Origin of the sequence: Eggerthella timonensis (genome assembly GCF_900184265.1) — a bacterium.
Lineage (GTDB): Bacteria > Actinomycetota > Coriobacteriia > Coriobacteriales > Eggerthellaceae > Eggerthella > Eggerthella timonensis.
The window spans coordinates 2644021-2664915 of the sequence record NZ_FXXA01000002.1 but is presented as its reverse complement, the minus strand read 5'-3'; the positions used below and the strand labels follow the sequence as shown (position 1 = coordinate 2664915).

The following is a 20895-nucleotide window of genomic DNA, read 5'->3' as shown; positions in this document are numbered from 1 at the left end:
CCCATCGCGTCGGAAAAACGGGGCTATAATACGTCCTCAGTGCAAACGCGCATATTTCGGGCCGGAGAGGCCCTCATGATTCTCTTGACGCAAAGGAAGGTTACCCATGGGTGTGCGGTTCTGCGATTTTCGCGACATTGATCGAGGCGATTTCGATGCCGTGGTGGTGGGCAGCGGGTTCGCCGGCAGCGTGATGGCGCGCGAGCTGGCGGAGCGCGGCGGCAAGCGCGTGCTCGTCATCGAGAAGAAGCCCCACATCGGCGGCAACATGTACGACGAGGCCGACGAGGCGGGCATCCTCGTGCACCGCTACGGGCCGCATATCTTCCACACGAACGACGAGCGCGCCTTCGACTACGTGCGCCGCTTCACCGAGTGGCGCGACTACCAGCACGAGGTGCTGGCCGATTGGTACGGCACGTACATGCCGGTGCCGTTCAACAAGAACTCCATGGAGATCGCGTTCGGCGAGGAGCGTGCCGCCGAGCTCATCGAGAAGCTCATCGCCACGTTCGGCGACGAGCGCAAGGTGACCATCACCGAGCTGCGGAGCCTCGACGACCCCGACCTCACCGAGGTGGCGGACTTCATCTACAAGAACGTGTTCCTCTACTACACGCAGAAGCAGTGGGGCCTCACGCCCGAGGAGGTGGATCCGTCGGTGACGGCGCGCGTGCCCGTGTTCCTGTCGCGCGACAACCGCTACTTCCAGGACGCCTTCCAGGGCATGCCGCGCGACGGCTACACGCCGCTGTTCGAGCGCATGCTCGATCACGAGAACATCATGGTGTGCCTGAACACCGAGGCCGAGAACGTGTTCGAGCTGGAGTTCGAGAGCGACGACGAGAACGCCCCGCTGTCCGCGATCCTCATCAAGGGCGCGCCGTTCGAGGGCCCCATCATCTACACGGGCCCGCTCGACGAGCTGTTCCTGTCGCGTTTCGGCCGCCTGCCGTACCGCAGCCTCGACTTCGTGTACGAGACGCACGACGCCGAGCACGTGCTGCCCTGCGGCACGGTGAACTTCACGGTGACCGAGGACTACACGCGCATCACCGAGTTCAAGTACCTCACGGGGCAGGTGAGCGACAAGACCACCATCATGAAGGAGTACAGCCACTCCTACGATGATCCGAAGAAGCAGATCCCGTACTACGCCATCATCAACGACGAGAACGCCGCGCACTACGAACGCTACCGGGCGCTCACCACGTCGCTGCCGAACTTCCATCCGCTGGGGCGCTTGGCGGAGTACCGCTACTACAACATGGACGTCATCATCGGCCGCGCGCTCGCGCTCGCCGACGAGCTGGTGGGGTAGCCTCATGAAGACCATCTCCTTCGCCGTGCCGTGCTACAACTCGGCGGCGTACATGGACAACTGCATCGAGTCCATTCTCAAGTGCGGCGACGACATCGAGATCCTCATCGTCGACGACGGGTCCACGAAGGACGACACGGCCGCCAAGGCCGACGCCTGGCAGGAGCGCCACCCCGACCTCATCCGCGCCATCCACAAGGAGAACGGCGGCCACGGCTCGGCGGTGAACACGGGGCTCGCGCACGCGACGGGCCGCTACTTCAAGGTAGTGGACTCCGACGACTGGCTCGACGAGCACGCCATGGTCGAGATCATGGCGTATGTGCGTCGCCAGGCCGAGCTGCCGCACCCCACCGACCTCGTCATCGGCAACTACGTCTACGAGAAGGTGCACGAGGGCGCGCGCACGATCATGCACTACCGCAACGTGTTCCCCGAAGGCCGCGAGTTCGGCTGGGACGAGGTGGGGCACTTCGGTCAGAGCCAGTACCTGCTCATGCACTCGGTTATCTACCGCACCGATTTGCTGCGCGACATGGGCCTCAAACTGCCGGAGCACTGCTTCTACGTGGACAACATCTTCGTGTACGTGCCCTTGCCCTACGTGAAGACCATCTACTACCGCGACGTGGACATGTACCGCTACTTCATCGGCCGCGAGGATCAGAGCGTGAACGAGAGCGTAATGATGGGCCGCATCGACCAGCAGCTGCGCGTGACGCGCGAGATGATCGACGCGGTGAAGCTGCCCGACGACGTGTCCGAGAAGCGCCTCGAGCGCTACATGGAGAACTACCTGTCCATGATGATGTGCATCTGCTCCATCTTCCTGCGCATGATCGGCACCGACGAGGCCGAGGACAAGCGCGAGGGGATCTGGGACTACCTCAAGGAGCACAACCCGGACGCCTACCGCCCCATCCGCCGCAGCACGCTCAACATGGGCACGAACCTGCCCACGCCGCTCGGCCGCAAGATAGGCATCACCGGCTACCGCGTAGCCCAGAAGATCTTCAAGTTCAACTAGCATCCCGGCGGGGACGGATGGCTCCAGAGTCGTCCGCGCACGCGCACTGTCGCCCGAAACGTACGGAATTGTGCCGAAAACCGTACGAATCGGGCGACGCGGTATCTCGGCTACGCCCCCAGCCCCGTCGCCACGGCGGCGAGCGCCACGAGGACGCCGACGATGGACTCGCCTCCCAGCAGGCCGGACGACACGACGAGCCCCGTCTCGCCCTGGGCTAGCTTCCGCTCGGCGGCCTCCTCGCCCGAGAGCTTCGCGCGGCGGCGCTTGCAGACGAAGTCGTACGCCACCTTCGCCATCGCGCCCAGAAACGCGGTGAACGACATGTAGAAGGGCAGGTAGATGCCGAGCCCCAGCATCATGGCGGGGAAGTTCAGCAGGTAGAGCCCGAACCCGAGCGCAAGCCCCAGGGCGAACGCCGGGACGGACGGGATGCCGGCCACCATCGTGGCCACGACGGACGCCTGCGCCGACACGAACGACGCCTGCGGGCCGAACGACTCGGGGCCGTAGGCGCTCACGAGCACGGCCATGACGGCCACGGCCACCACCGCGCCGATGACGGCGCCGATGGCCTGGCCGATCCACTGGGCCTTCGGCGACGTGCCCAGCACATGGCCGGCGTGGAAGTCGTTCATCACGTCGCCGGCCAGGCCGCACGCCACGGCCACGATGCCCGCGACGAAGAACAGCTGCACCTGCGGCACGTTCGACGCGGCGGCCACGGCCAAGAGCACGATGAGCCCGAAGATCTCCATGGGATCGATGCCCGTCTGGCCGACGCTCTGCGCGCTCATGGCCGTGGCCACCCAGGCGAGCGCCACCACGATGAGGGCGGGCACGGGGCCCAGCTGCAACCCGAAGCAGATGACGAGCGCAACGGCCGCCACGGCGAACGCTGCTACGCCGGCGGACAGGCGCATGCGGGCTCGCCGCGATCCCTTGGAGCCGGCGGGTGCCGCGTCGTCGGCCGCAGCGGCGCCGAACGCCACCGAGCCGCGCGTGTCGCGCAGCATGCGCACGGCCTTGGGCAAGATGTTCTTGAAGATGACGCCGAGGCCCGCGCCCATCATGACGCCCATGCCGAGGCTCGACACGATGCCTTGGCCCGACGCGACGTCCCAGAGCCCGGCGGCCGATCCTCCCACGATGATGCCGAAGTTGGCGACGAGCGCGCCGACGAACCATACGACGACGGCGCCGGTTCCCACGAGGAAGCCCACGGCCAGCAGCATGGGGGAGTTGTAGATGCCGAACGCGACGCCGGGTATGGCGACGTTGCCGAACAGCATGGCGGGGATCATCCCCAGCCCGTCGCGCAGCGCCGTGTAGACGCCAGCGATGCCCATCGACCCGAACAGCTTCCAGCCGGTCTTGCCGCCCTTGTCGCCCGCGATGAGCGTCTGCGCGGCCGCTTCGCCGATGGGGTACTCCAGCTCGGCGTCCTCGATGAAGTGGCGGCGCAGCAGCACGGTGCAAACGAGCCCGAGCACGACGCCCGACAGCGCCACGAGCAGCATCTCGTAAACGCCCACCTCGTCGGCGAACCCGAGCATCCAGATGCCGGGGATGGTGAAGGCCAGGCCTCCCGCCACCATGGCGCCGGCGCTCATCACGGTATGCGTGACGTTCGCCTCGTTGAGGCTGGCCTTGCCATGCCCGAGCGCTTTGAGGAAGAACAGCGAGATGATGGCCGCGAACACGATGGGCCAGGGAAGCGCCCCCATCTTGAGGGCCGTGTACACCGATGCCGCGGTGATGACGGCGCAACCGACGCAGCCTATGAGGATGCCGCGCAGCGTCAGCTGCCCTTTGACAGAATCCATTCTCTTCTCCTTTTCGTATATCCGCTTCCCCTCTCGATCGGGAAGTCGGGTTACTGAACGGACGGGTACAGTATACTGGATGGAAACGAACGGCGACATCGCTAAATTCGCATGATTGTGGGAGAGCGCGGAAAGGCAGGCGGCTATGGGCAACGGACGGGGCGCGGCGCGCACGGTGCTGTGCGTGGACGTGGGGAACTCGGACACGAACCTGGGGCTCTTCGTCGAGGGAGAGCTGGATGCGACCTGGACGGTGACCACGACGGAGCGCATGACTGCCGACGAGGCGCGCATGAGGATGGCGGGGCTCTTCGACATGCGGGCGCGCGACGGCAAGGAGGCCGTTTGCGACGATGCGGTGATCGCCTCGGTGGTGCCAGGGTTGACGGACGCCTGGGTGGCCGCGACGCGCGCGCTGTGCGGCCGGCGCCCCCTCGTGGTGGGGCCGGGCGTGAAGACGGGCGTGAAGATGCGCTACAACGATCCCGGCGAGCTGGGAGCCGATCGCGTGGCCGACCTCGTTGCCGCGCGCGCGGCCTACGAGCCGCCGTTCGTCGTGGTGGACCTCGGCACGACGACGAACTTCGAGGTGGTGGACGAGGAAGGGGCGTTCGTGGGCGGCATCATCGCGCCCGGCGTGAAGCTGTCGGCGAAGGCGCTGGCCGACGCCGCCGCGCAGCTGGCCATGGTCGACCTCAAGGCGCCCGCCTCGGTGGTGGGCAAGAACACGCGCGAGGCCATGCAGGCCGGCGTCGTGATGGGGGAGGTCGCGCTCATCGACGGCCTCATCGACATGGTCGAGCGCGAGCTGGGCTACGACGTGGACGTCATCGCCACGGGCTCGGACGCCGCCGCCATCGCCGCGCTCTCGCAGCGCATCGCCCGCACCGACGAGCATCTCACCCTCCGCGGCCTCAGCATGCTGCACGCGCTGAACAGGAAGTGAGGCGTCCTGTCCGAGCACGCTGTCCGCGGCCGCGCGTGCTTCTCATCCCTCTGTGCTCGCTCTTTTTGAGTTGCGAACAAATGTTTCACGTGAAACATCTTGATCGGGCGGGTTGCTATTTCGAGGGCTGCCTGTCGGGCGCGGTTTTTACCGAAATGTGACGTACGCGGGCTCTCCGGGCTCCCCTGCTTTTCCGATCGCGAACGTTTCCCCTGGTCGTCGTGCGCTGCGCGGTCACGAACGCGTCTTGGACGCCGCCGAACTGCAACATCTCGGTGAAAACTGCACGGATTTGCGGCGGGAGGGGCGCATTGGCGCGCAATACCCGAAGAGCTGCATCCGCTCCTCACGTTTTGTCTCGCAAAGAATCACCCGATTCGGATGTTCTCGGTCGGGCCGCAGGCGCGCTGGGAAACCCTTTCTCGCATCATGCCTGTTCAAGGCAGGGTCCGTCTTGCAGGAAGCGTTCGATGCCGCCCGGGGTGGGGCCGAGACGCCCGGATCCGGGGGTTTCTCGCCTGTTCGGTGGCGGGAGGATGCCTGGGGGCGCCCGCGAGGCGTTGCGCCCGTCGGGGCGAGCTGCGCCAAAGAGAAGCAAGAACAAATGTTTCAGGCCCGGGCGGCTCCCCCCTGCGCGGTGGACGCGCGGGTGGCTCCCCCTGCGCGGCGGGCGGGCCGGCTCATGTGACGGGCGCGGGGTGCGGGCCGCGGCTCGCGCTGGGCATCGGCCCCTGCGTCTGTTGCTCGGCGACGAAAAAATTAGCCGTGGTTTACAAATTCTGCTGAATCGCGTACAATTCCCGTTTTGTTAGATTAAGCAAACTAATAGCCGGCGCACACGTCGGCATCGGGAAGGATGAGCGCATGACGAACAAGAGGGACGGGCGCGCGGGCGGCGGCATCCGTGTGCTGTGGGCCGCCGGAGGCTTCGCGTGCTTCGGGCTGGGCGCGCTGGGAGCCGTGCTGCCCATCCTGCCGACGGTGCCGTTTCTGCTGGGCGCGGCGTTTTGCTTCGCGCGCAGCTCCGAGCGCCTCGACACGTGGTTCCACGGGACGAAGCTGTACCGCACGGTGCTCGAAGGGTTCGCGAAGAAGCGCGCCATGACCGTGAAGGCGAAGCTGTTGCTGCTGGGTCCTGTCACGCTCGTGTTGGGCGTCTCGTTTCTGCTGATGGCGAACGTGCCCGTGGGGCGCGCCGTCGTGGCAGCCGTGTGGGTGGCGCATATCGTGTACTTCGGCTTCGTGGTGAAGACCGATCGCAGGGCCGCAACCGCGGCAAAGCTCGTTTCCGAGCGCGCTCCCGAGCGAACGGAGGGCTAGGGCATGTTCAGCAAACGGCTGGCGGAGATGGTGCCCGCGGCGCGCAAGTACGTGGTGGCCAGCGTGGTGCTGCAGTGGGTCGCGCTCGTGGCGAACGTCGCCCTCATGCTGCTCATCGGTCTGTTCGTGCAGGCGCTCATCGAGGGCGGGGACGTCGCGGCGTCGCAGGCGAGCCTCGTGCAGGCCGCCGTGGCGGCCATCGTCGTGCGCGTGGGATGCCTCACGCTCGCGCAGCGCATGGGCCAGGTGGCGGCCGCCGCCGCGAAGCGCACCGTGCGGAAGCTCGTCTACGACAAGCTCGTGCGCCTCGGGCCGTCGTACTCCGAGCGCGTGGCCACGAGCGAGGCCGTGCAGGTGAGCGTCGAGGGCACCGAGCAGCTCGAGAGCTACTTCGGCTCGTATCTGCCCCAGCTGTTCTACTCGGTCGCGGCGCCGGTCACGCTGTTCGCCTGCCTCGCGCCGCTGTGCCTGCCGGCCGCCGTCGCGCTTCTGGCCTGCGTGCCGCTCATCCCCGCGTCCATCGTGGCCGTGCAGAAGATCGCGAAGCGCGCGATGGGCACGTACTGGGGCGCCTACACCGACCTGGGCGCCACGTTCCTCGAGAACCTGCAGGGCCTCACCACGCTCAAGATATACCGCGCCGACGCGGAGCGCCACGAGGCGATGAACCGTGACGCCGAGACGTTCCGCCAGGCCACCATGCGCCTTTTGCGCATGCAGCTGAACTCCGTGACGGTGATGGACGTGTTCGCCTACGGCGGCGCGGCGGTGGGCATCATCATGGCGCTGTGGCAGTTCTCGCTCGGGCAGGTGCCGTTCTTCGCGGCGTTCGCCGTCGTGTTCCTGGCGGCCGAGTTCTTCATCCCGCTGCGCACGCTGGGCTCGTTCTTCCATACGGCCATGAACGGCATGGCTGCCGCCGACAAGATGTTCGCCATCCTCGACACGCCCGAGCCCGAGCGCGGGTCGCGCGTCATCGAGCCCGATCGCGCGTCTTTCGCGTGCCGGGGCGTGGGCTATTCCTACGATGGCGAGCGCACTGTGCTGGAGGCCGTGGACTTCGACGCGCCCGCCGGGTCGTTCACGGGAATCGTGGGCGAGAGCGGCTCGGGCAAGTCGACGCTGGCCGGCATCCTGTCCGGGCGCAACGCCGGGTTCACGGGTTCGGTGGAGGTGGGCGGCGTGCCGCTCGCGCAGGCGTCGCGCGCCGCGCTGGCCAGCACCGTCACGGTCGTGCCGTTCTCGAGCTACCTGTTCAAGGGCACCGTGCGCTCGAACCTGCTGCTGGCCGACCCACGGGCGAGCGACGACGAGCTGTGGGATGCGCTTTCGCGTTGCCGCGTGGACGGGTTCGTGCGCTCGGCCGGCGGCCTCGACGCCGCCATCGCCGAGGAGGGCGGGAACCTCTCGGGCGGCCAACGGCAGCGCCTCGCGCTGGCCCGCGCGCTTCTGCACGACACGCCGGTGTACGTGTTCGACGAGGCCACGTCGAACGTCGACGCGGAGAGCGAGCACGCCATCATCGAGGTGATCCACGAGCTGGCGCGCACCAAGACCGTCATCATGATCTCGCATCGCCTGGCCGCCGTGGCTGACGCCGAGTGCATCTACGTGCTGGAGGACGGCCGCGTCGCCGAGGCGGGCCCCCACGACGAGCTGCTGGCGCAGGACGGCGCCTACGCGCGGCTGTGGAACCAGCAGGTCGCGCTCGAGCGGTTCTCGAGCGCGGCCCGGATGGGCGAGCCCGAGGACGAGCTCGTCGACGCCTTCGACGATGCGCCCGCCCGGCGCCCCGAGGCCGCGCCCGCGCGCGGCGCCACGCCGGCGAGCAGGTCGCACCTATCGGTCATGCTGCAGCTCGTCAAGCTAGTGCGCCCCCTGCTGCCCTGGATGCTGCTGGCCGTCGCGCTGGGCGTGCTCGGATTCGCGGCCGCCATCTTCCTCACCGTGTTCGGCACGTACGCGCTCGTCGACCTCGCCGGGTTCCCGCAGGCCGTGAGCTACGGCGCGGCCGTGGTGCTCGTGGCCGTCTGCGGCGTCGCGCGCGGGCCGCTGCGCTACGGCGAGCAGCTGTGCAACCACTACCTGGCCTTCAAGCTGCTGGCGCTCGTGCGCGACCGCGTGTACGCCGCGCTGCGCCTGCTCGCGCCCGCGAAGCTCGAGGGGCGCGACAAAGGCGATCTCGTCTCCCTCGTCACGAGCGACATCGAGCTTCTGGAGGTGTTCTACGCGCACACGCTGTCGCCGGCGATCATCGCGCTCGTGGTGTCGCTGGGCATGGGGGCGTTCATCGCCGCGGTGTCGCCCGTGCTGGGCGCGCTGGCGCTCGCGTCCTACGTGCTCGTAGGCGTCGTGGTGCCCGTCGTGGCCTCGAAGGCCAGCGGCTCGGGCGGCCGCGCGCTGCGCGAGGGCATCGGCGACATGAACGCATTCGTTCTGGATAGTCTGCGCGGCCTGCGCGAGACGCTGCAGCTCGGCCGCGCCGCCGACCGCTCCCGCGAGCTCGACGAGCGCATGGGCGCGCTCGCGCGGGTGGAGGAGCGCCTCAAGGGCCGCGGCGCGCTGGCGATGTCGCTGACGAACGGGCTGGTGCTGGCGCTCGACGTGGCCATGGTGCTGGCGTCCGGCGCGCTGTGCGCGTCCGGCGCCATCGGTCCGGACGCCGCGCTCGTGGCGACGGCCGCCCTCATGTCGTCGTTCGGCCCGGTGATCGCCGTGGCGAACCTGGGCTCCACCCTGCAGCAGACGCTGGCTTCGGGCGCGCGCGTGCTCGAGCTCATCGAGGAGCGCCCGCAGATCGAGGAGGTCGACGACGGCGTGGACCTGGAAGCGTTCTCGGGCGCCGCGGTGCGCCGCGTGGACTTCTCCTACGGCGAGCGCCCCGTGCTCGACGGCGTGAGCCTGCGCATCGAGCCGGGCAGCGTGGTGCATCTGGCCGGGCGCAGCGGGTCGGGCAAGTCCACGCTGTGCAAGCTGCTCATGCGGTTCTGGGACGCCACGCGCGGCGTAGTGGAAGTGTCGGGCATCGACGTGCGCCGCGTGAACACGGCCAGCCTGCGCGATACGGAGGGCTACATGACGCAGGAGACGCACCTGTTCGCGGGCACCATCGGCGAGAACATCCTCATCGCGAAGCCGGACGCCTCGTCCGAGGAGCTGGCCGAGGCGTGCCGCAAAGCGGCGTTGAGCGCGCTGGTTGAGCGCCTGCCCCAGGGGCTCGACACGCCGGTGGGCGAGCTGGGCGAGACGCTGTCGGGCGGCGAGCGCCAGCGCATCGGCCTCGCGCGCGTGTTCTTGCACGACGCGCCGTTCGTGCTGCTCGACGAGCCCACCTCGAACCTCGACAGCCTGAACGAGGCCGCCGTGCTGAGCGCGCTGGCCGAGGGCCGCGAGGGAAAGACCATCGTGCTGGTGAGCCACCGGGCCTCCACCGCCGCGATCGCGGACACGACGTACACGGTGGATCGAGGACGGCTGCGCTAGCGAAGCGCTGCCGCCCCCAGCACGGCCCCGTTCATATCCTTCAGCGCGAACGTGCCGTGCTCGCACACGGCGTAGCCGGCGCATCCGTCCTTGGGGATGGAGGTGCTTCCCGGGTTCACGAACAGCACGCCGTCGCGCTCGTCGAGCGTCTTCACGTGGGTGTGGCCCGATAGGAAGGCGCTGCCGGGGCGCAGGCGCGGCGCGAGGTCGAGATGGCCGTGGGTGAGGTAGAGCTCGTGGCCGTCGGCCTCGACGAGGGCGTAGTCGGCCATGCAGGGAAAGTCGAGCACCATCTGGTCCACTTCGGCGTCGCAGTTGCCGCGCACGGCGACGATGCGCTCGGCCAGGCCGTTGAGCATCCCGATGACCTCCTTGGGCGCGTAGCCCTCCGGCAGATCGTTGCGCGGTCCGTGGTAAAGGAGGTCGCCCAGCAGGGCGATGCGGTCGGGCGCCTCGGCCTCGACGCGCTCGAGGAGCGCGCGCACGGCTGGGGCGGAGCCGTGCAGGTCGGATGCGATGAGCAGCTTCACGGGCGTTCCTTTCGATCGGTCGTGCCAGTGTAGCGCAAACGGCCCGTGCGCGCGACCTGCGCCCTACAGCTCGGCCAGCACGGCGCGGTCGGCTTCCACCTGCTCGCGCGTGAGCGCGGCCAGGCCGCGGTAGAACGACGTGCGAGCGCGCTCTTCTGCATCGTCGCAGAACGCGGGCACCCACGCCGCCAGGTGCTCCTCGACGAACGCGCGCTGGGAGGCGACGAGCTCGTCGGCGGCTTCCCGGTCGCCGCGCTCGCAGGCGTCTGCCGTGCGCGCGGCCAGCTCGGCCGCGAACGCGCATTCGAGCGCCAGATGGTCTTCGGGAAGGTTGAAGTCGTCGGGCGCGTCGAGCCCCTGCGCGCGGTACGCGGCCAGCACCTCGTCGCGGGCATCCTGCATGAGCAGGTGCTCGGGGCTCGTGTACACCGACTCGTACGGCGGCACGGGATGGGGTCCCATCCCGAGGAACAGCCGGTTGTAATCGGCGGCGAGGTCGATGCGCAGCGCCTCGTCGTCGGACGCGTCGGCGGACGCCAGCTCCGCGAAGAAGGGCGCGAGCGGGTCGTCGGCGGGACGGTCCGAGGATGCGGCGCGCAGCGCGGCGACGAACGCCGCGTCGGGGGCCGTGCGGTAGGCGCGCGAGAGGAAGCGGTAGGCGAGGGCGCGTTCGCCCATGAGCTCGATGAGGTTGCGGTCGTCGGTATCCATGGAGTGCTCCTCGTGGTCGGCGGTGAACGTGGTGCCGAAGGGCGCCGAAGCGCCCTTCGGGCAAGGGAGGGAAGGGGGCCGCGGGGAGGCGCGGCCCCCGGGTGGTCGCGGGTCTAGGACACGTACACGCTGGGGTTCGTCTCGCCCCCCATGCGCGCGCCGCCGCGCCCGGTCGCCTGCTGCTCCATCTCGGAGAGCGGGCCGAAATGCAGGGCCTTCATGGGGCACGCCGCCACGCAGTGCGGGTCGCCCTCCTCGGTGCGCTCGATGGACAGGCACGTGTCGCACTTGTCCATCTTGAGGCCGCCGCCCTCCACCTCGCGGTACTGCGGCACGTCGAACGGGCAAGCCAGCGAGCAGGTCTTGCATCCGATGCACTTCTCGTCGTCCACCACCACGATGCCGTCTTCCTCGCGCTTGCTGATGGCGCCCTGCGGGCACTTCGCGAAGCATGCGGGGTCTTCGCAATGCATGCACGACAGCGATTCGAACGAGCGCTTCACGTTGGGGAACGTGCCGTCGACCGTCTCCTGCACGTTGCGGCGCGACACGGTGCCGGCCTCGATCCCGTGCCACTGCTTGCATGCCACCTGGCAGGCCCAGCATTTGATGCAGCGGCTCGTATCGACGTAGAATCCGTACTGCTCAGCCATGATTTACCCCTCACTCTTCGAGATCTTGACGAGCGTCTGCTTGGCCATCGCCGAGGTGAACCCGTCGAAATTGTCCATGTTGTCGTCGTACAGGACGTTGACCTCGCTGCCGCCGTCCAGGGTTCCGTAGCCGGGCAGGCCCAGCTCCTCGCACGGCTCCCACCAGCCGCGCTTCGTCATGAGGACGTCGGGCGCGATGGCCTCGAAGTAGCGCGCCACCATCTTGATGGAGCCGTGGGGCGATTCCACCGTCATCCAGTCGCCGTCAGCGATGCCGTACTTCGCGCCCGTGGCCGGGTTGATCTTCACCCAGGGCTCGGGCTGCAGCTCGCGCAAGTAGGGGACGTCGTGGTAGTAGCTGTGGTTGCACAGGCGGTAGGCATGCACGTCGGAGATGACGAGCGGGTACTCCGCGGCGATGTCGGGCGTTCCGTCGAGGCTCTCGGGCGCGCCCTTGTACACGGGCAGGCGCTCGATGGTGCCGGTGTCCATGGCGTTGGGCTTGTCGCCGATCCACTCGTTGACGCACTGCACCTTGCCGCCGGGCAGGTTCGCGAACATCTTCTCGTAGTCCTGGTACGCGGGCTCGGTCGGCTTGGCGCCGTCGGTGCGCTCCTTGAACACGTAGCCCTTCTCGCGCAGCTCCTCGAGCGTCACGCCCGAGCCGTCCAGCTGCTCGTTCAGCATCTTGTCGATGTCGCCGTCCCAGAAGTCCGCGCCGTAGCCCATCTTCACGGCCAGGTCGAGGTAGTACTGCCAGTCGGAGCGCGTCTCTCCCGGAGGCTCGGAGATCACCTGGTTGATGCCGATGAACGTGCCGGCGGGGGAGTTCTTCGTGGCGAACTGGTCGGCCGATTCGTACTGCGTGGTGGCCGGCAGCACGATGTCGGCGTAGTCGCACGACGAGTTCCACGCCGTGTCCATGACCACGTAGTAGTCGAGCTTCTTGAGCGCCTCGGCGATGGTCTTGGGCTGGCGGGTGGCCGACATCGGGTTCGAGGACTGGCCGAACACGAAGCGCAGCGGATAGGGATCCTCGGTCAGGATGGACTGGAGGCCCTTGTTGTAGGCGCTCGTCGGGCCGGACTCCTGGGTCACCATGTCCTGGAACCAGCGCGGCGTCTCGGGCGCCACGAGCTTGGACACGCCGGCCATCCAGCCGTTTGCCTTGTCCTCGTCGCTTTCCGGCAGACGGTCGCTCAAAAGGTCGATGCCCTTCGTCTTGATGAGGGGTTCCGGCATGACCATGCCGGCCCCGCCGCCGCCCGCGATGCCGAGGTTGCCGGTGATGGCCTCGATGATGCAGGCGCACGCGACGGTCCAGTGGCCGTCGTTGGCCTGGTCGCCGATGCCGTTGCCGCAGTTGATGCCCATGGGCTTGACGGTGCCCATGAGACGGGCGACCTCCGTGATCTGCTCTTCCGGCAGGCCGGTGATCTCGGCGGCCCAGGAGGGCGGGAACTGCTTCACGTGCTCGGCAAGCTCGTCGAAGCCGGTCGTCCAGTTCTCGACGAAGTCGTGATCGTAGAGATCCTCGCCGATGATGACGTTGAGGAACGCGAGCGCGAGCGCCGTGTCGGTGCCGGGACGCACGGGCAGCCAGTAGTCGGCGTGCGCGCCGAGGCCCTCCTGCATCGGGCGGATGTCGACGATCTGCATACCGGCTTCCTTGGCGTCCATGCGCTTGTACGGGTTGCCCTGGTTGATGGCCGAGTTCTCGGAGTTGTAGCCCCACACCACCAAAAGCTTCGTCTTGTCGAGCTGCCCGGGCGCGGTGTCGGTGGCCTTGGCGTGCTCGGGGCCGCCGATGGTCACGAGACGCGAGAACATGCGCTGCGAGTTGCAGATGGCGGAGTGCAGGTAGTTCGGCGAGCCGTGCACGTTGAGGAACCGGCGGCCGAGGCTGCCGAGCACGGCGTAGAACTGCGGGCTGAGCACGCCGTAGGACTCGGCGCCGTACTGCTCCTTCTGCTCCTTGAGCTTGGCGGCGATGGTGTCGAGCGCCTCGTCCCAGGTGATCTGCTCGAACTTGCCCTCGCCCTTCTCGCCGGTGCGCTTCATGGGGTACAGCAGGCGCGTGGGCGAGTACACCGTGTGCATGGCGGCGTTGCCCTTGGCGCAGAGCGTCCGCGAGCCGCGGCCGTAGTTGTTGCCGGCCTCGGGGTTGCCCTCGACGTTCGTCCAGCGGCCGTCCTTGATAGTGCACAGGGTGGAGCAATGCGTGCGGGCGGGTCCGCACATCTTGCACCAGGCGTGCTTGACCTCGACGACGGCGTCCTTGCCGGCCTCGCCGGCGCCGTCAGCGCCGTCGGATTCCTTCATCTCCTGCGGGGCGCATCCGCCCAGCATCGCGGCGGCGCCGAGCGCGGCGGCGCCTTTGAAGAACGTTCTCCTCGTCAGTTCTGACATGATCCCTCCTCTTGGATCGGTTCCCCTCGCATCCAGCGCCCGTCGGCCCGTGCCAAGCCTTCCCCTCCTCCGTGCACGCACCCGACGTTTCCCCGCGCTTCGTGCCAGGATCGCTTATGCGATGGGTTCACTTTATGCAGGTTGCCGGCCGTTTGAAATCGTAGGTTTCATAGGTGGGAAAAATCAGTTTCCCACCTGGTTGAACATAGGTTTTATATGAGGTCGGTTTGCGGTACAATAGCCGCCTACATGGCAGCCGCGCACGCGGCACGGGGGGAAGGGGTCGCCATGGAAGCGGGGATCGTGGCGCGCATGGCCGCGCTGAAGGCGCATCTGAAGGCCGTGACGCTGGCCGATGTGTTCGACGTACGGGCGCTGGGATTCGCGCTGACGCTCGCATGGGCGTCCATCGTGTTCTTCAGCACCACCGTACATTTCTCGACGCGCAACGACGTGAGCCATTTCAACAGCGTCGTGGGCTTCTCGAGCGTGGGCACGCTGGCCGTGCTGCTCCTGGGCGCGCTCGGGCCGAAGCGCTTCGCCCGCGTCATGCGAGCGCCCGCGATGCGCGCGCTCGCGCCGGCGGTCATGGCGGTGTCCACCGTCGTGCTCGTCGTCATCGACCTCAACTTCTTCACGCAGCCGTGGTGCTCCCTTTTCTCGACGGCGGCGGGCGCGGGGCTCGGCGTGCTGTACCTGGCCTGGGGCGAGGAGTTCCGTCGGCTCGCTCCGGCGCAGGCCGTGGTGAAAACGGCCTCGTCGTTTCTTCTGGCCGCCATCCTGTTCGCCCTCGTGGTGGCGCTGCCGCGCCCGGTGAGCGTCGCGGCGACGGTGCTCATGCCCATGGCGGTGGGGTTCATCCTGTTCGCGAAGGTGGGCGTGTGGAGGGGCGGCGAGGACGCGGCGCCCGCGACGCTGAGGCGCGGCGCCTTCTCGCTGCGCGCGCTGCTGTCGCTCGGCGTGCTGTCGTTCGCCGAGTCGTTCATCCGGGCGCTGTTCTTCAACGCCTCGCCCATCATCAGCGAGGGAAGCTACCCCTGGCTGTTCCTCGTGGCCACGATGGCGTCCATCGCGCTCGTGTGCGTGCCGCTGTTCTCCTCCGACGAGCTGGACGTGGCGGCCGCGTACCGCGCGGCGGTGCTCGCGCTCGGGTTCATGTTCCTGTTGCTGCCCATTCTCGACTTGGGATCGCTGCCCGCCGACATCGTGGCGCTCACCATGTACGCCACGGTGACGCTGCTCGTGTGGATCGTGCTTGTGCGCATCACGGGGCTCTACGGGCTCGTGGCGCTGTTCTCGATCGGCGTGGGGTGGGGCGCGCACGTGGCAGGGTCTCTGGCGGGCACGTTCGGCGGCGCCCTGTTGGGCTCGTTCGTGGAGCTGGCGCCGCGCGTGCTGAGCATCGTCGAGCTCGGATGCGTGTGCCTGCTGTTCCTGGCGTATCTGTTCCTGTTCACCGACCGCTCGATGACGAGCTTGTTAGGCGTGCGCCTCGGCGGCGGGCGGCGCCCGTTCCGCGAGCGCTGCGAGCGCGTGGCGCGCGACTACGACCTCACGCCGCGCGAGGAGGAGATCATGGAGCTCGTCGCGAAGGGACGCTCGACGCCGCGCATCCAAGATGCGCTCGGGCTGACGGCGGGCACGGTGAACACGCATCTTGCGCACCTGTACCGCAAGCTCGACGTGCACGACAAGCAGGAGCTCATCGACCTGCTCGAGCGCCCTCAGCCCAAGTCGGCGCAGTAGCCGCGCCCGACGATGCGCCGGTCGCTTCCCGGGAACAGGTGGGCGTAGAGCGCCATGAAGTAGCTGTCGGTCATCGAGGCCATGTAGTCGACCACCACCTGGTTCGCGTCGGAGGCGAGGTAGTCGTCGATGCGAACCGTGCGCGACTTGGCCGCGAGCGAGGCCGCATGGTGCTTGAACACCGGCGAGCTCTCGTCTCCTGCGCGCAGGTCGGACAGCAACCGTTCGTACATGTCCTCGAACATCTCGCCCACGATGTTGCCCGAGCCGTTCACGATGCCCTCGCGTTCGTAGATGAGCTCGTAGTTCTGGCGCTTGGCCCGTTTGAGGTCGGCGAACACCTCCTCGCTGAGCGCGATGCGGTCGGTTCCGTAGCTCGAATTGACGAGGTCGACGGTGAGGTTGTTGATGATGCGCGCGTTGTCGCGGCCGATGACCGCGCTGTCGAACACGTCGAGCGTGTCGATGACGCCCATGTCGAGCGCGTCGGCGCGATCCTTGCCCACGTAGGCGATCATGTCGGCGACGCGCACGACGCAGCCTTCCAGCGTCGAAGGGCGCAGCGTCTTGATGGCGCGCTCGTCGGCGGTGCAGGCTTCCACGAGCCCGTCGAGCGCGGCGAAGTCGGCCGTGTCGCCCATGCGCAGCACCTGCTGGGCGAACTCGCCGTTGTGGCACAGCACGCCGTCGAGGGTCTGCAGGCTCACGTTGCGGCGGTACAGCTGGTCGAGCACGCGCACCGAATGCACGTTGTGGTTGAAGTAGCGTCCCGTGCGCGCGTGGTAGCAGGCGCTGAGATACCGCTCGCCGGCATGGCCGAAGGGCGTGTGCCCCACGTCGTGGCCGAGCGCGATGGCCTCGATGAGCTCGCAGTTCAGCCCCAGCAGCGATCCGATGCCGCGCGCCACGCGGCTGACCAGCTGCACGTGCAGCCCGCGGCGGCTGATATCGTCGTTCTCCACGAACGAGAACACCTGCGTCTTGTCGGCGTAGCGGTTGTACGCCGGCACGTTGAGGATCTTCTCGATGTCGCGCGCGAACGCGGGGCGCGTGAGCGTGGCATCGTCGTGCGGGTTGCGCTCGCGGCGCACGACGCCCGCGTCGTCGAAGCGGTGCGGGTGCAGCCGGCCCGCGGCGCGATCGGCGCGGATGGCCGCCTCGATGTCCGCGTCGAGCGTGAGGTAGGGGATGTTCGCGTGATCCATATGCGTCCTCTGCTGTGCGGCGCGCCGCGCGAGCGGCACGCATCGTGTGCATCGAGGACATTGTAGCGCATGGAGCCGCGTACGGCGAAGGGGTCGGCGAGCGAGCGCATGCGCCGACCCCGAGCGGCTGCATTCCGCTCATGCACGCTTTTGACAAGTAAAACAGCCTTTCATACGCATGAAAGCTTGTCAAAAGCGTGCATTAACGAAGCGGATCGGTGCCGATGGCTTCTGAGCGGATCAGTAGCGGTACAGCGCAGCCATGCCGGATTCGCCGGGGATCTTCTCCGGGGCGAGCTCGAACACCTCTGCATCTTGGGCCAAAGCGGCCCGAGCGAACTGGTCGGCCAGCTCGGGACCCTGGAAGCGGCCGTGCGGCTCGCGCTCGAACAGATGGACTTCGCCCGTCTCGTCGTCGAAGCCGCCGGGGATGTAGGCGCCCTCCGCCACGAACAGCGCGCGCACCTTGCGCTCCACGAGCGCCAGCCCGATGGCCTCGAGGCCGGTCGAGCCGCCGCCGTGGGGCTCCGCGTCGCCGAGCTTCTCGAGCAGCTCGTCCGCCCGCGCCTCGCGCACGTGCTCGATGACGGCCTTGGCATCGGCCAAGAGCTCGGGCGCCTCGATGCCGCCGATATCCTTCTCGATGCCCTCGTTCAGCAGGTGGGGGATGGTGGAGATGCGGCGGAACGCCGTTTGATGCTCGGGCAGGCTCACGAGGATGACCGGCAGCTCGGTGCCCTGCACGAGATGGTCGGTCACCGCCCGGTTCACGTACTGGAAGAACTTCTCGGCCTCCTCCTTCCTCACGTCGTTGCGCGACTTGTAGCCGTGGTAGGGCGGCATATGGTTCTCGAGCGACTCGTAGTCGAGGGCGCCCTCGTGGCCGTCGTAGACGAGCGGGAACTCCTCGCTGAACTCGTCGAGCACGTCCTGGGGCAGCTCGACGCGCTCGAGCGAGCCGAAGTCGCCGTGGACGAACGCGAAGCGGTCGGCCGACAGGCCCAGCAGGAAGTAGCGCGAGCCGAACTGGAAGTTCTTGAGCAGCGGGCGCACGTAGAACCGCTCGCCTACGAACGCGAGCGGCCCCGCCTCGTAGCCCAGCTGGTATATATAGGTGCGGTCGTTGCCCACGAGCACGGCGAGGCTGCCGCCGGGCGCGGGGCTCGCAAGTTCGTCGAGGCGCGCCGCTACCTGGTCGAGGCGCTCGTCGACGCCCGTGTACTCGCGGCGCTCGCGCTCTTGGGCGAGCTTCTCGCGCGCCTGCTCGACCAGGGCCTTGAACTCGATGCGGTCCCGGTCGTCGCCGGGCACGCGCCCGTGCGTTGGCAGGTAGAGCGATACGAGGGGCGGCTCGACCTGCTCGTAGAGCGCAGAATCGAAGTCCGCCAAAATGCTGATGTCGTCGTTCATGGCAAACCTCTCTTGTCGATGATCGTGCGGAAGCCGACGGGGGCCGCCGGCCGATCCAGCATAGCAGCGGCTCCGAGCGCGGCCGATGCTGCTGCGGTTTTGTCAGGATTCGGTTGGCGTTCTGCTGATTGGCCCGCGCGCTTCCGCCTTGCCGACGCGGGGGCGCGCATGCGCTATACTGGACGGCGACGAACGCGGAAAGGGAGCGCATGCAGAACAGGCAGTGGATATTCGCGGCGATCGGAGCGCTGAGCTTCGTGCTCATGACGGGCAGCCTCGTGCTCACGTACATGAACGCGGGCGAGGAGGGCGTCGGGCTGGCCGAGCTGGGGCCGTCGCTCGCGCTCGCCTTCGTGTTTCTCGTGAACGTCGTGCTGGCAAAGCAGAACAGGCGAAGGTAGGGGCGCACCGTGGCGGGCGGCATCAGCGAAGAGGACATTCAGAAGGTACGCGAGGCCAGCGATCTCGTCGCGGTCATCGGCGAGCGCACGCCCGTGAAGCAGCGCGGGCGCGATTTCTGGTGCTGCTGCCCCCTGCACAACGAGAAGACGCCGTCGTTCAAGATCGACCCTTCCCTGCAGCTGTGGCATTGCTTCGGCTGCGGCGAGGGCGGCGACGTGTTCGGCTTCGTCATGAAGACCGAGGACCTGTCGTTTCCCGAGGCCGTCCGCCGGCTGGCCGAGCGCGCGCACATCGACATCGCCGAGAGCGGCGGCCGCAAGAGCATCGGCAGCAGCCGCAAGGCGCGCCTCAAGGCCGTCTGCGACGAGGCCGCGCAGTTCTACCACGCCCAGCTCATGCGCAATCCCGGCCCCGACGCGTCGGCGGCGCGCAGCTACCTGGGCGCGCGCGGCCTGGGCGGCGAGGTGCCGAAGACCTGGCAGCTCGGCTTCGCGCCGGGGCGCGGTCAGCTCGTGCGCCACCTGTCGGCGAAGGGCTTCAAACCCGACGAGATGGTGCAGGCCAACGTGGCGCTGTCGGGCGACGGCGGCAAGCTGCGCGACCGCTTCTACAACCGCATCATGTTCCCCATCAACGACCCGCAGGGCGAGTGCATCGCCTTCGGCGGGCGCGTGGTGGGCAAGGGCGAGCCGAAGTACCTGAACTCGCAGGAGACGCCCCTGTTCCACAAGTCGCAGGTGCTGTACGGCATGGACAAGGCGAAGGCCGCCATGGCCTCGACGGGCGTGGCCGTGGTGGTGGAGGGGTACACCGACGTGATCGCCCTGCACGAGTCGGGCGTGAAGAACGCCGTGGCCACGTTGGGCACCGCGCTCACCATGCGCCATATCCGCCTGCTGTCGCGCCATGCGCAGCATGCCATCGTGTACCTGTTCGACGGCGACGAGGCGGGCCAGCGCGCCGCCGACCGCGCGCTCGCGTTCATCGACGACTCCATGACGCCCGAGGCGGGCAAGAGCCGCATCGAGCTGGCCGCCGTCACGCTGCCGGACAACCTCGACCCGGCGGATTTCGTGGCCCAGCGCGGGGCCGAGGAGCTGCAGAAGCTCATCGCGCAGGCCCAGCCGCTGCTGAAGTACGGCATCGAGCGTCGCCTTGCCCGCCACGACCTCGGCCGCGCCGAAGGGCGCGCCGCGGCGCTCGCCGACGCGCTGCAGGTGCTGGCCCCCATCAAGGACTCCATGCTCGCGCGCGACTACGCGGTGCAGATCGCCACGAGCGTGCGCGCCCGCGAGCAGGACGTGATCGACCAGCTGGAGCATCTGAAGGCGCCGAAGGCCGAAGGCGAGCGCGACGAGGCGGGCGCCGCCGACGGCGCGCCCGCGGCAGCGCCGCCGCGGCCGAGCCGCAGCCTGCCGCGCGCCGAGATCAACCGCCGCCGCTTCGAGCGCCAGCTGCTCACGCTGGCCGCGCGCCGCCCCGACCTCGCGCTCCTGCACGCCGACGCCCTCGCCCAGACCCAGTGGCACGAGCAGGCGCACGCCGTGATCGCGCAGAGCATGCTCGACACGCTGGCCGAGGATCCTGCATCCTCCTCGGCACGCCTCGTGGCGCAGGCGTCGCGCGCGCTGCCTGCGGCGGCGAGCGTGCTGACGTCGGGAACCGTGTCCGAAACGTCGACGCCCGAGCACCTGGCCTCCTTCCTCGTGGAGGAGCTCGCCATCGGCGACGCCGAGGACGCGGTGGGGGCCCTGCGCGCCCAGATCGCCGACCCCTCGCGCCTCGATCCCGACGAGCTGGAGATGCTGTACGAGACGGTGGCCGCCATGCAGCAGGACCTCAAGCGCCGTCGCGCCGCCCACAAGCCGCTGTCCTGATCGGGCTCGCGCCCCTCGCGCGCGGGACG

Annotated in this window: 15 protein-coding genes; 8 read left to right on the top strand and 7 right to left on the bottom strand. The window is 68.3% G+C overall.

Annotated elements, in window-relative coordinates:
- The first annotated feature begins 106 nt into the window (after positions 1-106).
- Complete coding sequence (gene glf, locus C1A15_RS11165) at positions 107-1321, top strand: UDP-galactopyranose mutase (protein ID WP_101722644.1); 1215 nt, start codon at positions 107-109, stop codon at positions 1319-1321.
- A gap of 4 nt (positions 1322-1325) precedes the next feature.
- Positions 1326-2348, top strand: a complete 1023-nt coding sequence (locus C1A15_RS11160; protein WP_101722643.1) for a glycosyltransferase family 2 protein — start codon at positions 1326-1328, stop codon at positions 2346-2348.
- 110 nt (positions 2349-2458) lie between these two features.
- Here the strand turns inward: C1A15_RS11160 and C1A15_RS11155 are convergent, their stop codons facing one another.
- Positions 2459-4174, bottom strand: coding sequence for an OPT/YSL family transporter (locus C1A15_RS11155; protein ID WP_101722642.1), 1716 nt, complete (start codon positions 4172-4174; stop codon positions 2459-2461).
- 145 nt (positions 4175-4319) lie between these two features.
- On the opposite strand from C1A15_RS11155, the gene C1A15_RS11150 reads away from it, so the two are divergent.
- From C1A15_RS11150 to cydC, 3 genes are all read left to right on the top strand, one after another.
- Positions 4320-5120, top strand: a complete 801-nt coding sequence (locus C1A15_RS11150) for a type III pantothenate kinase (protein WP_101722641.1) — start codon at positions 4320-4322, stop codon at positions 5118-5120.
- Between the two features lie 864 nt (positions 5121-5984).
- On the top strand, positions 5985-6440 hold the full coding sequence (locus C1A15_RS11145) for a YbaN family protein (RefSeq protein ID WP_101722640.1): 456 nt from the start codon (positions 5985-5987) through the stop codon (positions 6438-6440).
- A 3-nt stretch (positions 6441-6443) separates the two neighbouring features.
- Positions 6444-9923 carry a thiol reductant ABC exporter subunit CydC gene (cydC, locus tag C1A15_RS11140; protein WP_101722639.1) on the top strand — a complete coding sequence of 1160 codons (3480 nt, stop codon included), beginning with the start codon at positions 6444-6446 and terminating at the stop codon, positions 9921-9923.
- Here cydC and yfcE read toward each other — a convergent pair.
- The 4 genes from yfcE to C1A15_RS11120 all read right to left on the bottom strand — a co-directional run bounded on the left by yfcE (position 9920) and on the right by C1A15_RS11120 (position 14226).
- Entirely contained in the window at positions 9920-10453 is a 534-nt protein-coding gene (yfcE, locus tag C1A15_RS11135) for a phosphodiesterase (RefSeq protein WP_101722638.1), read from the bottom strand. The two genes, cydC and yfcE, sit on opposite strands and share 4 nt — an antisense overlap.
- 63 nt (positions 10454-10516) lie before the next feature.
- The gene (locus C1A15_RS11130; protein WP_101722637.1) at positions 10517-11164 is read right to left on the bottom strand and encodes a TorD/DmsD family molecular chaperone; all 648 of its coding nucleotides are present in this window, start codon (positions 11162-11164) and stop codon (positions 10517-10519) included.
- A 113-nt stretch (positions 11165-11277) separates the two neighbouring features.
- On the bottom strand, positions 11278-11817 hold the full coding sequence (locus C1A15_RS11125) for a 4Fe-4S dicluster domain-containing protein (RefSeq protein WP_101722636.1): 540 nt from the start codon (positions 11815-11817) through the stop codon (positions 11278-11280).
- Positions 11818-11820: 3 nt separating this feature from the next.
- On the bottom strand, positions 11821-14226 hold the full coding sequence (locus C1A15_RS11120) for a molybdopterin-containing oxidoreductase family protein (protein WP_101722635.1): 2406 nt from the start codon (positions 14224-14226) through the stop codon (positions 11821-11823).
- Between the two features lie 288 nt (positions 14227-14514).
- Here C1A15_RS11120 and C1A15_RS11115 point away from each other — a divergent pair, with 288 nt between their 5' ends.
- Positions 14515-15972, top strand: a complete 1458-nt coding sequence (locus C1A15_RS11115) for a helix-turn-helix transcriptional regulator (protein ID WP_180953078.1) — start codon at positions 14515-14517, stop codon at positions 15970-15972.
- On the opposite strand, the gene C1A15_RS11110 is transcribed toward C1A15_RS11115, so the two are convergent.
- Both C1A15_RS11110 and C1A15_RS11105 read right to left on the bottom strand, forming a co-directional pair.
- Complete coding sequence (locus tag C1A15_RS11110; RefSeq protein WP_101722633.1) at positions 15951-17177, bottom strand: deoxyguanosinetriphosphate triphosphohydrolase family protein; 1227 nt, start codon at positions 17175-17177, stop codon at positions 15951-15953. The genes C1A15_RS11115 and C1A15_RS11110 overlap by 22 nt on opposite strands.
- 240 nt (positions 17178-17417) lie before the next feature.
- On the bottom strand, positions 17418-18587 hold the full coding sequence (locus C1A15_RS11105; protein ID WP_101722632.1) for a baeRF8 domain-containing protein: 1170 nt from the start codon (positions 18585-18587) through the stop codon (positions 17418-17420).
- A 209-nt stretch (positions 18588-18796) separates the two neighbouring features.
- Here C1A15_RS11105 and C1A15_RS11100 point away from each other — a divergent pair, with 209 nt between their 5' ends.
- Both C1A15_RS11100 and dnaG read left to right on the top strand, forming a co-directional pair.
- Positions 18797-18988, top strand: coding sequence for a hypothetical protein (locus C1A15_RS11100; protein ID WP_101722631.1), 192 nt, complete (start codon positions 18797-18799; stop codon positions 18986-18988).
- Between the two features lie 9 nt (positions 18989-18997).
- Positions 18998-20866, top strand: a complete 1869-nt coding sequence (gene dnaG, locus C1A15_RS11095; RefSeq protein ID WP_101722630.1) for a DNA primase — start codon at positions 18998-19000, stop codon at positions 20864-20866.
- Positions 20867-20895 lie beyond the last annotated feature (29 nt).